This is a genomic window from Bradyrhizobium sp. SEMIA (genome assembly GCF_014844175.1).
GTDB lineage: Bacteria > Pseudomonadota > Alphaproteobacteria > Rhizobiales > Xanthobacteraceae > Bradyrhizobium > Bradyrhizobium arachidis.
Genome location: NZ_CP046601.1, coordinates 4,118,976 through 4,133,442, shown reverse-complemented (window position 1 = coordinate 4,133,442; position 14,467 = coordinate 4,118,976). Strand labels below are relative to the sequence as shown.

12 protein-coding genes and 1 pseudogene are annotated in these 14,467 nt (G+C 64.7%); 2 read left to right on the top strand and 11 right to left on the bottom strand.

The genetic code is table 11. From position 1 onward, the window contains the following. Positions 1-60: 60 nt before the first annotated feature. The 8 genes and pseudogenes from FOM02_RS20300 to FOM02_RS20265 all read right to left on the bottom strand — a co-directional run bounded on the left by FOM02_RS20300 (position 61) and on the right by FOM02_RS20265 (position 7,612). Positions 61-1,209 (bottom strand): LuxR C-terminal-related transcriptional regulator, encoded by a 1,149-nt coding sequence (locus FOM02_RS20300; RefSeq protein ID WP_027557344.1) that lies wholly within the window; start codon positions 1,207-1,209, stop codon positions 61-63. Positions 1,210-1,625: 416 nt separating this feature from the next. Beyond that, positions 1,626-2,138 carry a hypothetical protein gene (locus FOM02_RS20295; RefSeq protein WP_027557343.1) on the bottom strand — a complete coding sequence of 171 codons (513 nt, stop codon included), beginning with the start codon at positions 2,136-2,138 and terminating at the stop codon, positions 1,626-1,628. A gap of 102 nt (positions 2,139-2,240) precedes the next feature. Next, the gene (locus FOM02_RS20290) at positions 2,241-2,687 is read right to left on the bottom strand and encodes a MaoC family dehydratase (protein WP_027557342.1); all 447 of its coding nucleotides are present in this window, start codon (positions 2,685-2,687) and stop codon (positions 2,241-2,243) included. A 468-nt stretch (positions 2,688-3,155) separates the two neighbouring features. Continuing rightward, positions 3,156-3,578 carry a hypothetical protein gene (locus tag FOM02_RS20285; RefSeq protein ID WP_027557341.1) on the bottom strand — a complete coding sequence of 141 codons (423 nt, stop codon included), beginning with the start codon at positions 3,576-3,578 and terminating at the stop codon, positions 3,156-3,158. Between the two features lie 12 nt (positions 3,579-3,590). Then, on the bottom strand, positions 3,591-3,812 hold the full coding sequence (locus FOM02_RS20280) for a hypothetical protein (RefSeq protein ID WP_007592399.1): 222 nt from the start codon (positions 3,810-3,812) through the stop codon (positions 3,591-3,593). Positions 3,813-4,012: 200 nt separating this feature from the next. Next, positions 4,013-4,828: a lytic murein transglycosylase gene (locus FOM02_RS20275; protein WP_027557340.1), complete on the bottom strand. Its 816-nt coding sequence runs from the start codon at positions 4,826-4,828 to the stop codon at positions 4,013-4,015. Positions 4,829-4,953: 125 nt separating this feature from the next. Continuing rightward, complete coding sequence (locus tag FOM02_RS20270) at positions 4,954-5,775, bottom strand: shikimate dehydrogenase family protein (protein ID WP_265442196.1); 822 nt, start codon at positions 5,773-5,775, stop codon at positions 4,954-4,956. Positions 5,776-5,780: 5 nt separating this feature from the next. Beyond that, positions 5,781-7,612 (bottom strand): annotated as a pseudogene (locus tag FOM02_RS20265) (flavin-containing monooxygenase). 179 nt (positions 7,613-7,791) lie between these two features. Here FOM02_RS20265 and FOM02_RS20260 point away from each other — a divergent pair. Continuing rightward, positions 7,792-9,417: a long-chain fatty acid--CoA ligase gene (locus tag FOM02_RS20260; RefSeq protein WP_027557337.1), complete on the top strand. Its 1,626-nt coding sequence runs from the start codon at positions 7,792-7,794 to the stop codon at positions 9,415-9,417. 55 nt (positions 9,418-9,472) lie between these two features. After that, on the top strand, positions 9,473-10,684 hold the full coding sequence (locus FOM02_RS20255; protein ID WP_027557336.1) for an acyl-CoA dehydrogenase family protein: 1,212 nt from the start codon (positions 9,473-9,475) through the stop codon (positions 10,682-10,684). A gap of 663 nt (positions 10,685-11,347) precedes the next feature. Here the strand turns inward: FOM02_RS20255 and FOM02_RS20250 are convergent. Genes FOM02_RS20250 through FOM02_RS20240 form a run of 3 tightly spaced genes read right to left on the bottom strand, consistent with a single transcriptional unit; the run spans position 11,348 to position 14,465 of the window. After that, positions 11,348-12,214 (bottom strand): HlyD family secretion protein, encoded by an 867-nt coding sequence (locus FOM02_RS20250; RefSeq protein ID WP_027557335.1) that lies wholly within the window; start codon positions 12,212-12,214, stop codon positions 11,348-11,350. After that, on the bottom strand, positions 12,211-12,417 hold the full coding sequence (locus FOM02_RS20245; RefSeq protein WP_027557334.1) for a DUF1656 domain-containing protein: 207 nt from the start codon (positions 12,415-12,417) through the stop codon (positions 12,211-12,213). The genes FOM02_RS20250 and FOM02_RS20245 overlap by 4 nt, the downstream gene beginning before the upstream one ends. Beyond that, entirely contained in the window at positions 12,414-14,465 is a 2,052-nt protein-coding gene (locus FOM02_RS20240; RefSeq protein WP_027557333.1) for an FUSC family protein, read from the bottom strand. The genes FOM02_RS20245 and FOM02_RS20240 overlap by 4 nt, the downstream gene beginning before the upstream one ends. Between the last annotated feature and the right edge of the window lie 2 nt (positions 14,466-14,467).

Here is a 14,467-nt window from a genome sequence, read left to right as displayed (position 1 = left end):
GCTTTGCTCATCACAATGGATTGAGATGGCGCCATGTGAGGACCGACGATGTGAAATGGCTCACACGTCGCCGCTCGTGCGACGTCCGAACGGCACGGCAAAGCCCGCGGCGATCTTCACCAGATCAGCCTGCCTGCCGGCGCCGGTCTTCTCGAACAGGCGGCCGAGATGCGTCTTCACCGTCGTCTCGGCGATTCCGAGCCTTGCTGCGATGTCGGGAACGCCTCCGATCTCGATGATAGCCATCAGCACGCGCAATTCGGACGGCGTCAGCCTGAAGGCCGCCGCGATCGCCTCGGTTGCGAGCAAAGGCACCATCGAGGCCGTTTGCACGAAGAGCGCTGTCGCCGCGATATCCCGCGGCTGGTTGCGTTCGCGCTTCAGCGAAAAAGCATGGATCAAGTGATGCTGGCCATCGACCGACGTCACGAGGTCGACCCGGCGACGTCCGCTCGGTTCAGTTCCGCCATTGCTTGCGACGTCGAACAGGCCGCGGAATATTTTGTCGGTCTGGGTGTTGCGCGCGACGATCCGGTCGCCGACCATTGCGAGCAGATTGCCATCGGCGAACAGCTGCCGGCACGCCGCGTTGGCGTGGACGACGCGCCCGTCGGCGTCGAGCAGGCAGATGGCGCTGCTGAGACCGTCGAGGACATCGGCGAGGTCGTCCACGGTGTGCGAGCGCGCCCCTATCCGCCGGCCCATGAGCCTGGAACGCTGGAGATGCGGCGCAAGCAGCCGCATGCGCTCGCGCATGGTGTCGTCGACGGGGCCACGGGACCGATGGCGCAGCACCTGCAAGATCGTGGTGCGCGCGCCCGACGCGTCGAGCGTGACGGCGGCGAGATCGATCGCATCCTGGGGCTCGAGCCATTCCCGGTAGAAGCTGGTCGCCACGAAATCCGAATGAGGCATGATGTCGGTCACGCCGGCGGTCTGCCCGACGGCAAGACCGGGATGGCGATCGAGTAACGGATCGAGTTCCACGTAGCGGTCGCGATAGAGCTGACGGAAGCGAGACTCCGTGCCGAAATGCTGATGGATCTCGATCGAGAGCCCGGCCGCATCCCGCGACAGGATCGTCGCTGCGAACCCTCCGACGAATTCTGCAACCTGCTCCAGCGCGGCGCTGCGCAGCGCAGGATCAATCGCCGCATCGTAGATGTCGCCGACCAGCGACGAGAACCGGCTCGCATGGACGATGGTCATCTGCCGGACGATGCGATCAGCGCACAGCCCCGGCGACGAAGGGGGCTCGCAATTCGGGAACCGGCGGAGCGAACGGGACGGTCAGGCGCCGCCCTCGAGGAGGGAAACAGACTGCAGCGAAATGCTGGAATATCGAACATCGTCCTTGCGTAACGTCAACCGCAGGATGCGGCTTGGACGTTTTCACCAAAGACTAGGATTAATGCGAACAGCGATCGGGCTGTGTGCGATGAGTCACGCGACGCCGCGCGCAGGGTCTCGGGGCAACGATCAGGCCCCGGCGCCGTCTACATCAGCATCAACTCTGTAGGATGGGCAAAGGCGCATAGCGCCGTTCCCACGATCTCGGGCCGAATGCAAAATTGGTGGGCACGCTTGCGCTTTGCCCACCCTACGAGAGCGGCGCCTGACGCAACCTACTTCCGGTTCTCCTCGCAGAATTTCAGCGCGGCGAGCGCCTCGCCGGCCCGCGGGACCTGCATCTCGATGCTGTCGTCGTCATCGTCCTCGAAATCGAGCGTGAGGCGCTTGGCCTTCGAGAGCCGGTCCATGATCGACTGATCGTATTCGAAGATGCCGCGCACGGTGGTCTTGTCCATGACCTCCCACTTCGCCTTCTTCATGATGTCGGCATCGTCGGTGCCGACATCGGCCCGCAGGACCTCGCCGACCTTGTCCCATTCCCAGCCGTCGTAGATCATCACGATCACGATGGCCTTGTCGGAATAGGTGATGACGATGACGTAGTCGCGGTTCTCGTCGTCCTTGTCCTTGTAGCCGCGGCTCGCATTGCAATGCGTATCCTGCGTGCGCTTCTCGATGGTCCAGTCGCCGACCTTGGATTGTTGGCCAAGCACCGGGCTTGTGTTCAAGGCGGCCGCGCTCAGGACCCCTGCGAGCATTCCGGCCGCGAAAAGCAATCGTTTCATGTCAGCCTCCCAGCGTGTTCCCCGCAAGGAGATGACCATCTCTCCCGGCGGCCCGCAAGGGTCTGACGTGGCCGACCAAGGCCGATGGCGAAAGGGGTGGCCTTACGCCCGCCGCGGCACGATCGCGATCGGGGTGAAGGTGTAAACCTCCTCGCCGTTCTGGTTGAACATGGTCCATTTCACCAGCGCAATGCCTTGCGGCTTCGACTTCGAGGGCGTCAGGCTCATGACCTCGCCGACCAGATGCAGGCGGTCGTTTGGCCGCACCGGCATGGTCCAGCGCAGGCCGTCGACCCCTGCGCCGATCAGCGGATGCGGGCCGAAGGGGCGGGTCTGGATGGCAAGGTTCATGGCGATCGCGGCGGTATGCCACCCTGATGCAGCGAGGCCCTTGAACAGGGTCGCCTTGGCGGCCTCGTGGTCGAGGTGCATCGGCTGCGGATCGAACTCGGCCGCAAAGCGCTTGATGTCGGCTTCGGTGACGTGAACTTCCGGCGATTTGAACCGCATTCCGATGGTGAGATCGTCGAACCACTCGACCTGCGCCATGATTTTGCCTCGCAATATGATGTGCCGCCCGCGACAGGCGCGCGGCTGAAGGATTGACCGGAAACGGGACATAGCGGCTCCGCGCCGCACAAGCCAGCCCGGGGGTTCCCCGCGAAACCCCTTTCCAAATGCGACGAAACACGCCTGAAACAGATGGCCGCTTAAGTGGTTGTCAAAATAAATACAGGGACGGCCACCATGCAATTCCTCATCGACCTGATCTATGACTATGCCTGCTGTCAGCACCTCGTCGCCCAGCCGCTGCGGGAGGACGAGCTATGATCGAGCTGATCTCCGCCATCCTCGCCCTTTGCAGCATCGGGGTCTTTGCAGCGCATGCGCTGGATGCCTACCGCACCACGCATTACTGACCGCCGCGCCCTCGCGGCGCTGGAGCTGACGTCGCCAAGACAACAAAACCGCAACAACCTAAAGCGCGATGACGATCTATCCTGATCTCATCGCGCTTTAGAATGGCCGCCGGTAGAAATGCTCCGAATGTGTCGCCGGCGGAAACCGGTTTGCGAGTGCGATCGCGCCCCTCTCGTCCGTCTCGAGCGCGATCTTCTGTGCCAGCATCACGTCGCCCGGCACCAGGAAGCCTGACGGGACGAAGCACCATCCCATCGTCGCGTGCCCGTCGCCGTCGATCTCGTGGACATTGGCGGCGGTGCCGTAATGGATGCGATAGGTCTTGCCGGTATCGCAGCCGGTCACATCGAAGTACCGGTGCTCCTCGAACTGCGCGCGCTGCTCCGGTGACAGCCATTCGGCCAGCAGCCGGCGACCGCGCGCGTCCGGCGTGTTCTCGCCGAAGAAGCGCCGATAGAGTTCGCGCAGCGCATGCAGACGCGCACGCGCCGGCGCGCGAAGCCAAACTGCCGCGATCATGAGCAGCTCAGATCAGCCGCCGACCAGGCGGGGATAGAACAGCGTTTCCTGCGCGGTCGGGTCGAATGATCGGATCCGGGTGACTTCGCCCGGCCCGGTCCGGAGGGCGGCGGTGAAGCCGGCTCCGGTCAGCTCCCGAAAGCGCCGTTCGGCTCGCGCCAGCGCTTCGGCATTGCCAGGATCAAACTCGTGGCGCGTATCGCCAGTCTGGTCCATCACGATCTGGGTTGCCATCGTTGAGTCTCCTCATGCCCAGCCCCGAACCTGATCAAAGCAAACGTCGTGCCGTCAGTTCCTGATGGCAACAACTTTCTCGCGTCGGCGCATCACGCCTTGCTGAGCAAGAGCCCTTTCGCGCGAGGTGGACGCCGGTTCGCGCGCCAAGAAAACGCATCAAAACAGAAATCTAAAGCTCTGTTCGCACGTGGTTTTGCTCAGCGCGAGGCCGCCGCCCCGCCCTCATCGATCTGCCGGCCCATCAGCGCGATCGCCTTCTGATAGACGCCGGCGGCATTCCAGGCCTCGATGGCCGCGAAATTCGGCTCGCCCGGCTGGTAACCGGCTCCCGCCCGCCAGCCATGGGCCCGAAGGAAATTCGCCGTCGAGTTCAGCGCGTTGGCGGCAACGTCGAGATTGCCGGTGCCATAGGCCAGGATGTTCTTGGGCATGAACTGGGTCTGGCCGACCTCGCCATGCATGGAGCCGCGGGTTGCCCCCGACAGCGTGCCGCGGTCGATCAGCTTCAGCGCGGCATAGAGCTGGTCGGTGAAGAATTCGGGACGGCGGCAGTCATAGGCCAGGGTCGCGATCGACGAGAGCATGTTCTGGTTGCCGCGCTGGCTGCCGAAGCCGGTCTCCATGCCCCAGATCGCGATCAAGGGCCCCGGCGGGACGCCATAGCGCTGCTGGATCGAGGCGAACAAGCCGGCCTGCGACTGCTTCAGCTGTCGCCCCCTGGCGACGATGGTGGTGGCGCCGCGCTTGGCGAGGAACTGGTCGAGCGACAGCGAGAAGCTGCGCTGGCCGCGGTCGGCCGCAATGGTGGCGCTGGCGTAATTGGTCTGCATCAGCGCCGAGATTGCGGTCTGGCCGATGCCCTTGCCTTGCGCCTCCGCGCTGAACTCGCGCTTCCAGGCTTCGAACCCCGCCGGCGAGCTGCCGCATTGCGCGGCTTCGGCGGCCGGTGCCAGAGAAAGAAGCAGCGCAGCAGCGCCGATCATGGCCGTCGCAACGGTCCTGGCCTTGGTCATTCTCGTTCCTCTCTCTCATGCGTGCGCGACCGGCTCGCGCGAGGGGCATGATCCTACGTCGGCCCTGATCGCTCAAGCCCCACGGGGCGCGACGGATGGCTTGACACCGAAGTGAACGCCTGGCCCTAGCCGCCCTTGTGAAGCAGGAAATCCACCATGATGCCCTGGTGCTGCTGGTACATGTCGGTGCCGGTCCCGGTCACGCAGCCGATCCGGCGGGCCGCCGCGATGAAGGGCGAGACCTCGGGCTTGGTGATGACGCAGCCACAATAGGAAGCCGGCGCGAGCCGCGCGACATCGGCCGGCAGGGGATCGCCCTCTTTCATCCCCGCCGGTGTCGCATTGGCGACAAAATCGAAGCCCGCGGGATTGCTGGTGCCGACCCGCACCGGCGCCTTGCCGAGGGCATTGAGCCGGCCGATCAGCGCATCGCGGCGTTCGGCCGCGCTGTCGTGAATGGCAAGCTCGCGCACGCCGGCCTCGACCAGCTCGAGTGCGATCGCCGAACCCGCGCCGCCGGCTGGTTTCGTCCGTTCGGTGCTGGAGCAGGAATCGAGCATGCCGCCGCGCTGGACGATCCCCTTCGCCCGTGCCGAGCCGACGAAGCCGAGGCCGTCCACCATGTCGCCATGCCACGCACCGTCGGCGCGGCGACGCATCAGGTTCACGGTGCGCAGGAAATGTGCCCGCTCGGTCGCGCTGGCGCAGGCCTCATAGCAGCCGAATTTGTGCGGGATGGTCACGACGATGCCGTCGAGATTCTTCAGCCGCGTTGCGACCGAGAGGAAGTCGGGCAAATCGCCTGGGGTGACCTGAACCGGCATCAGGATGCCGTCATGCCCGCGTGCGGCGAAGGCGGCGCTCACGCCTTCGGGCGAGCGCACCTGCGCGATGGGATCGCCGACGATGACGTAGAGCCGCGTGGCGCCTGTCGGAGCCGGGATCATGCTGCTCAAGCCGCGACCTCGGATGTCAATTCCAGCCCGTCCAGATTGCCCTCCTTGCGCCATTTCTCGAGCAGCCGCAGGAACGCCACCGGCCCGCGCCAATATTGACTGTTTCGCGCCGCGATCGGATCGAACACGCCCTCGTTGTTGTAATAGCCGGGCGTGCATTCGGCGAGATAAGTCTGGCGCCCGAGCGCGGCCTTGACGACCTCCCCGACCCAGGCGTTCTCGGCCGCCAGCGTCGGCTCCAGCGTGCGCGCTTGCGCTTGCGCGCTTCGGCGATGACATAGGCGATGTGCTGCGACTGCTCGTCGATGATGTGCGGGAAGTTGGCGCTCTGGCCGGCCTGCACCGTGACGATCAGGAAGCAGTTCGGAAAGCCGCGGCTGTAGAAGCCGTGCAAGGTCTTGACGCCGTCGCGCCAGCGCTCGGACAGGCTGATGCCGTCGCGGCCGTAGACCTCGAAGCCCATGCGGCGCGCGTAATCGGTGCCGACCTCGAAACCGCTGGCATAGATCAGGCAATCGAGCTCATAGGCCTTGCCATCGACAACGACGGCATTCTCGGTGATCCGCTCGACGCCCTGCCCTTTGGTGTCGATCAGATGCACATTGGGACGATTAAAAGTGTCGAGATATTCGTCGTGGAAGCACGGCCGCTTGCAGAACGCCTTGTACCAGGGCTTTAGCGCCGCGGCGGCCGCCTCGTCCTTCACGATGGCATCGACGCGCGCGCGGATCTCCTCCATCTTGCGATAGTCGGCCTGCTCGATCACCTTCAGGGCCTCCTCCAGCGAGGTCACCGGCTGCGGCTGGCGGCGCGGCGCCAGCAGGATCTCGCCAAGGAGACCCGTCCAGCCGTCCTGCACCAGGTCTCGCTCGAACGGCTCGCCCGAGATCACGGCGGTGAAATTGTCCATGCGCTCGCGTTGCCAGCCGGGCTTGAGGCTTTGCGCCCAGCTCTGATCCGTCGGCCGGTCGTCGCGCACGCCGATCGCCGATGGCGTGCGCTGGAAGACGTAGAGCTCCTTTGCCGAGCGGCCGAGATGCGGCACGCATTGCACGGCGGTGGCGCCGGTGCCGATGATGCCGACGCGCTTGTCGGCCAGACCGCTCAGGTCTCCCTCGGCGGTGCCGCCGGTATATCCATAATCCCAGCGGCTGGTGTGGAAGCTGTGGCCCCTGAAGGTCTCGATGCCCGGAATGCCCGGCAGCTTCGGGCGGCTCAGCGGGCCGCCGGCCAGAATGACGAAGCGCGCGCGGATGCGGTCGCCGCGATCGGTCTCGACCAGCCAGCGCGCCTCCTGCTCCTGCCATTCCATCCGCGAGATCACGGTCTGAAACAGCGCGCGCTCATAAAGCCCGAAGTGTCGGCCGATGCGGCGGGAGTGCTCGTAGATCTCCGGCGCCCGCGCATATTTGCGCACCGGCATGTAGCCGGTCTCTTCCAATAGCGGCAGATAGATGTAGCTCTCGGTGTCGCAGGCCGCACCGGGATAGCGATTCCAGTACCAAGTGCCGCCGAAATCGGCGGCCTTTTCCACGACGCGAAAATCATCGATGCCGGCCGCACGCAGACGCGCGCCGCACAAGAGACCACCGAAGCCACCGCCGACGATCAGAACTTCGGTTTGTTCGCTGACAGGCGCGCGCGCAAAACCGGGATCGGCCCAGGGATCGTCGAGATAGCGGCCGAACTCGCGTGTCACCTCGACGTACTGCGCCTTGCCTTCGCTGCGCAGACGGCGGTCGCGCTCGTCGCGATAGCGCGCACGAAGTGCGGAAATGTCGACCGTAGACTCGCCGGCTGTACCGGTCTTGTGTCTTTCCGCTGACATTGATCTCCTCCACGGCGGCTGCTGCTTCGCCGGCAGCGCGCATCACTTAGCCCTGAAAAAGTGACGCACGCAATCACGTCCCTCGTTTTTTGCGTGAACGCCGCGTGACGTTCCGCTAACTTTGCAGCACAAATCACAAGCCTATGCCATGCAACGACATGGCACTCCGGAGGGAAACGATGCAGGGATTGATGATGGACATGCCGCTGCTGATCAGCGGCCTGATCCAGTACGCCGCCGACTATCACGGCGAAGCCGAGATCGTCGCGCGCGAGATCGAGGGCGACATCCATCGCTATACCTATGCGGACGCGCATCCGCGCATCAAGCGCATGGCACTGGCGCTCGAGCGGCTCGGCATGAAGCAAGGCGACCGCGTCGGCACGCTGGCCTGGAATACCCACCGGCATTTCGAGATGTTCTATGCCGCGCCGGGGATGGGCTATGTGCTGCACACCGTCAACCCGCGGCTATTTCCCGAGCAGCTCGTCTACATCATCAACCACGCCGAGGACCGGCTGCTGTTCATCGACCGCGCCACGCTGCCGATCGTCGAGGCGATCGCGCCGCAGCTGACGACCATCGAGGCCTATGTGGTGATGTCGTCGCGCGAGCGCATGCCGGAGACGAAGCTCGCCAACGTGCATTGCTACGAGGAGCTGCTGGGACAAGAGAACGAGGCCGGCTTCGCCTGGCCGGAGTTCGACGAAAAATCCGCCTCCACCATCTGTTACACATCAGGGACGACGGGCAATCCGAAGGGCGTGATCTATTCGCACCGCGCCGCGATCCTGCAGACCATGACCTGCTGCAGTCTCGACTTTTTGCCGGGCCATGTCGAAGGCGTGCGCGAAGTCATGATGCCGATGGCGCCGCTGTTCCACGGCAATGGCTGGAACATGCCGTTCACTGCGCCTTACACGGGCTCCAAGCTGGTGCTGCCCGGCCGCAACTACGAGCCCGACAAGCTCTATGAATTGCTCGAAGGCGAGAAGGTCACGCTGTCCGCAGGCGTGCCGAGCTTCTGGCTGATCCTGCTCGACTGGCTCGGCCGCACCGGCAGCAAATTCTCCACCTTGCGCGCGACGCTGTCGTCGGGCTCGGCGCCGCCGCGCGCGATGGTCGAGAAGCTCAAGCGCGAGTACAACGTCGACTACATCCAGGCCTGGGGCATGACCGAGGCGCTGGGTTGCTCGATGCCGGGCTTGCGCCCAGGCTCGGAGCATCTCGGCGACAAGGAGAAGTTCGACCGCCGCCAGGTCTCGGGCCGCGCCTGCTTCGGCACGTCCTTGCGCATCGTTGACGATGCCGGCAATGAGCTGCCCCGCGACGGCAAGACCGTCGGCCATTTGCGCGCACGCGGTCCCTGGGTCGCCTCCGGCTACATGAAGCTCGACGAAGGGCTCGACCGCGACGGTTGGCTGATCACGGGCGACATGGCCGTGATCGACCCACAGGGCCACGTCACGCTGACGGACCGCTCCAAGGACGTGATCAAGTCCGGCGGCGAGTGGATCTCCTCGATCCAGCTCGAGGACATCGCCCTGTCGCATCCCGACGTGCTGCAAGCGGCCGTGGTCGCGATCGCACATGAGAAATGGCAGGAGCGCCCCCTGCTCCTCGTCGTCCGCAAGAAGGGCGCGACCGTCGACGGCAAGATGCTGCTCGACCACATGCGCCCGAAGATCGCGAGCTGGTGGCTGCCCGACGCCGTCGAATTCCTGGACGAATTCCCGATGACGGGCACCGGCAAGGTGCTGAAATCGGCGCTGCGCGAGAAGTTCAAAGAGTATCAGGTCGCCTGACGCGACCTACAATTGCGCAGCACGCTGCGCCGTCCGTCGATCAAGGAGACCTAAAATGCTCTACCCGATGTCGCCCAAAGTCGTCGAGCTCAAGCGCAAGCTCGAAAGCTTCATGGACCGCCACATCTACCCGAATGAGGAGCGGTTCTATCGCGAGGCCGAAGAGCTTGGGCCGTGGAAGGTCTATCCCGTCGTCGAGGAGCTGAAGCCGCTGGCGCGTGCGGAAGGCCTCTGGAATCTGTTCCTGCCGGAATCGCGCCACGGCGCGGGTCTGACCAATCTCGAATATGCCCCGCTCTGCGAAGTCATGGGCCGCTCGCATCTCGCGCCCGAAGTGTTCAACTGCTCGGCGCCCGACACCGGCAACATGGAGGTGCTGGAGCGCTACGGCAGCGAGAAGGACAAGGAGCGCTGGCTGAAGCCATTGCTATCAGGCGAAATCCGCTCCTGCTTCGCCATGACCGAGCCAGCGGTCGCCTCGTCCGATGCGACCAACATCGAGAGCTCGATCGTGCGCGACGGCGACCATTACGTCATCAACGGCCGCAAATGGTACACCACCAATGCGACCGACCCGCGCTGCAAGATCTGCATCTTCATGGGCAAGACCGATCCTGACAATCCGGATCGCCACAAGCAGCAATCCATGATCCTGGTGCCGATGGACACGCCTGGCATCGAGGTGAAACGGCCCCTGCCCGTGTTCGGCTTCTACGGCGTGCCCGATCGGGCCTCCGAGGTCGTCTTCACCAATGTCCGCGTGCCGAAGGAGAACATGCTGCTCGGCGAAGGCCGCGGCTTCGAGATCGCGCAGGGTCGGCTCGGCCCCGGCCGCATCCATCACTGCATGCGCCTGATCGGCCTTGCCGAACGCACGCTGGAGAAGATGTGCCGCCGCGTGCGCAGTCGTGTGGCCTTCGGCAAGCCGGTCTCCGAGCAGACCGTGACGCAGGAGCGTATCGCCGAAGCCCGCATCATGATCGAGCAGGCCCGGCTGCTGACGCTCAACGCCGCCTACGCCATGGACACCGTCGGCAACAAGGTGGCCAAGAGCGAGATCGCGATGATCAAGGTCGCGGTGCCTAACATGGCCTGTCAGATCATCGACTGGGCGATCCAGGCCCATGGCGGCGGCGGCACGTCGAACGATTTCGGCCTGACGCAAGCCTATGCGACCGCGCGCCTGCTGCGGCTTGCGGATGGGCCGGACGAGGTGCACCGGAACCAGATCGCAAGGTTCGAGCTGAAGAAATATTCGAACGCGTAAGCCGACGCTGGCGCGTCGATACCAGAGAATGCGCTAGAGGATCGTCGTCTAGTCGAATCTTGGCGGCTCCTGGATGGGCGAAGATACGTTCTGATTCGAAATCGCTTCGAGCATCGCTCCGAAAATGATGATCGGCAGATAGAACGCGAGCATGATTGTATTCCTCCTGCTGTGACAACTTGGGCCCGTAAGGCCAGGTTCCTCAAATTTGACGCTCGCCCGCCTCGGAACATTGTCGGTGCTTACCAAGCTACCGACGAACCCGAGTCGCAGGCCGGATCAAGAGCGCATCGCGTCAATCGCATGGGCGATCAGAACGACTGCGCTTGCGGCAATGAGAAACACAAACAACCAGCTCACGTCCGCCTCCGATCCCGGAAGTGAACGCGTTCATCCGTGCACAGTCAAAAACCATCGGTCTGGAACCGCTATTCTGCAGCTCGCTGATGCTTCGCCGCAACAATTGCATCTGCTATCGGCGCTATCGGCAGAACGCCAAAAGGAGCAACGTGCCGACGACACAGGCTGCTAGGATTAAAAACCAAACGCCCATGCAGTCTCCCCGACTCAACACACGCGAGTCAGGATTAGCCTTACGATTTGGGATTGAAATGCTTGTTGCCGGTTTTCCCCAGGGCCAAGCGCGATCATCTGCGCGCGCCGTTAGTCCAATACCTCCACCGTCGCCGAGCGGCCAGCTACCAGCGACAAGGCCTCAGGCACCGGATCGAGCGCAATCCGCACCGGGACGCGCTGGGCCAGCCGCACCCAGCTGAAGGTGGGATTGACGTTTGCGAGCAGGCTCGCGCCCTCCGCGCGGTCGCGGTCTTCGATACCGGCTGCGATGCTCTCGACGTGGCCGGTCAGCGTGGCCTTCTCGCCCATCAGGCGGACCTGCACCTTGTCGCCGACGCGGATGCGCGCGAGTTTTGTCTCTTCGAAATAACCTTCGACATGCAGCGTGTCGGTGTCGACCAGGGCCATCACACCCTTCCCGGCCGTGACGTAGGCGCCGGGGCGCAGGTCCATGTTGGTGATGACGCCGTTCACGGAGGCGTGGACCTCGCTGCGGTCGAGGTTGAGCTGCGCCACCGCACGGTCGGCGACAGCCTGATCGAACGCCGCCTTGGCCTGGAGCTGGGTGGCGAGCACCTGCTCCTGCTTCTGCTGCGAAACGGCGTCGGTCGTCAGGGTGCTGTAGCGCTTCAAATCGGCGTTGGCCTGGTCGAGCGTGGCCTGATGACCGGCGACCGACGCATCGGCCTGCCGCAGCGCCAGCGCGAAGCGCTCGCGGTCGATCCGGAACAGCACGTCGCCGCGACGCACCTTCTGGTTGTCCTTGACCAGCACCTCGGTCACGAAGCCGGAGACGTCAGGGGCAACCTGCACTACGTCGGCGCGGACGCGGCCGTCGCGGGTCCAGGGCGACTCCATATAGTAGACCCAGAGCTCGCGGCCGACGGCGAGCGCGGCGACGAGGACGATGACGGTGAGCGCGAGGCGACCAAGCCCGGCAAGATTTCCTTTCATGACAGATACTCCGAGAGATAGACGACGCCGCCGAGAAGGCAGACGAAAATCGCGAAATCGAACAGCGCGCGGTGCCACACCAGCCGGTACAGGTCGAAGCGCTGCATGAGGCGGCGCTGCACGGCACTCAGCACATAGGCGACGATGATCCACAGCAGCAACGCCGGCACCAGCACGCCGTAGATGTCGATCACATATCTCATGCCGCAACACTCTCGCCTGCGCGCGGCCGATAGGCCGGCGCGTCCGGAAACAGCCCGCGGCGGATGCCGACGAGGCCGATCAAGGCGTCCTCGCGGGCGCTGTCGTTGGGATCCTTGACGGCCTGGGCCAGTGCCAGATCGACATGCCGCAGCAACTTTGCAGGCATCCCCCCGCCGGCATAGCTGCGGCAGGCGGCAGCAAGCTGGTCGAGCATGTCGTCGATGACCGAGACGGTCGATATCGCGAGACCATAGCGGGCGCGACGAAGATCGATGATGTTCAGCCCGATGCGGAGCTGAACCAGGCTGTCGGTGTCGCGGCGATCGCTCTCGGAGAGGAAGGCGATGCGCTGCACCAGCAAGCCAAGACGGTGCAGCATCAGACCGGCGAATTCGGCGCGGTCGCGCTTGCCGCGGCGCTCGGCGGCAATTGCAATCGTCTTCCAGCTCGACAGCACCAGGCGGTTGGCGATCCACTCCGCGCCGACCCCGCGCGCAATCCGCGTCACGATCTCGGCGATGACGACGCCAATGAAGAAGGCGACGGCCGAGTTGGCGTAGGAGGCGAAATCCGCGCTGTAGGTAGACTGGATCGCAAGCAGGGTCGCGGTGTTGGCCGCGAGCGCCATGCCAGTTCCCGCGGTGGCGGGACGTCCGATCAGGAAGCCGTAGAGCAGGAACGTCGGCGCCAACGCGACGATCAGGACCTCGAGATGGGAGATCGCCGACACCAGTGCGAACAGATAGATCGCGACGACGACGATGGCGACCAGCGACCACAGGCCAAAGCTGCGGATGAAGCGAGCGGGCTCGTCCTGCGCGGCAAAGAACGAGCAGGCGACCGCCGCCATCATCGGCGCCGATGCGCCGTCGGGCCAGCCGGTGCCGATCCAGAACGCGCAGCAGATCAGGATCGCCGTGGCAGCACCTGCCGCCGACCACAGCGCGAGGCCGCGGTCCCTGTGGCGCACGGGCGCAGCGCCCGCCTCCGAATGAAAGGCGAGATCGAGCGTCGAAACATTGCGGCCATCGGCAATCGCCCCGGTCAGCGCGCGGCAATCGAGCGAGAGGTCGACCAGCTCGCGCAGCCGCAACAACAGGCTGGTGGTGATGATCCGCTCCCAGGAGGCGCTGTCATCAAGCACCGCCTGCCGCTCCGCGATCATGGCGCGGATGCGTTCCGCCGGCTGGCGCGCGCCGACGTCGCTCATGATCCATTGCGCGAGATCCTCCAGCAGGCGCTTCAGCTCGGGCTGCCGGCGCAACGCCTCCTCGCCCAGCGCCGCCAGCCGATCCTCCAGCGAGGCGATCACCGGCAGCAGCATCAGCATGCGCAGCCGGATTTCACCAAGGCCGGTCACGGCATTGCGATCGGTCAGCCGGTCATAGGCGAGATGCGTGGAGAGCGTGTCGATCTCGACGATGTCGGTCGCGAGCTTGAGACGCTTGCCCCGGCGCGTTTCGCTCGTTCCCTGCCGCAGCAGCACCGCCTGGCTCAGGCGTTGCGCATCCGACAGCCAGGTGTCGACCCGATGGGCGACGGCCGGCGCGACGCTGCGCGGGAAGACGATGGTGGAGACGAGGCTGGCGCAGATGATGCCGAGCGAAATCTCCTCGACCCGCGCCACGGCGATGTCGAAGATGGCGCCGGGCTCGGAGACCGAGGGAAAGCCGATCAAGGCGACCGTGTATCCGGCCAGCATGAAGACGTAGCTGCGCGGCGTGCCGTCGAGCAGAGACAAATAGAGGCAGAGCCCAACCCAGAGCGCGATCGCGAGGCACAGCAGTTCCGGCGCATCGATCAGGTTCGGCACCAGCGCCACCGTCATGGTCGCGCCGACCAGCGTGCCGATCACGCGGAAGAAGGCCTTCGAGCTGGTCGCACCCGCGAGCGGCTGCGAGGTGATGTAGACCGTCGCCATCGCCCAATAGGGCCGCGGCAGATCCATGGCCAGCGCAATGACGAGCGCCAGCATCGACGCCGCAAACGTCTTCAAAGCAAAAATCAGGTCCGCGTGGCGGACCAGGAACGGCTCATCTGCGCGCATGA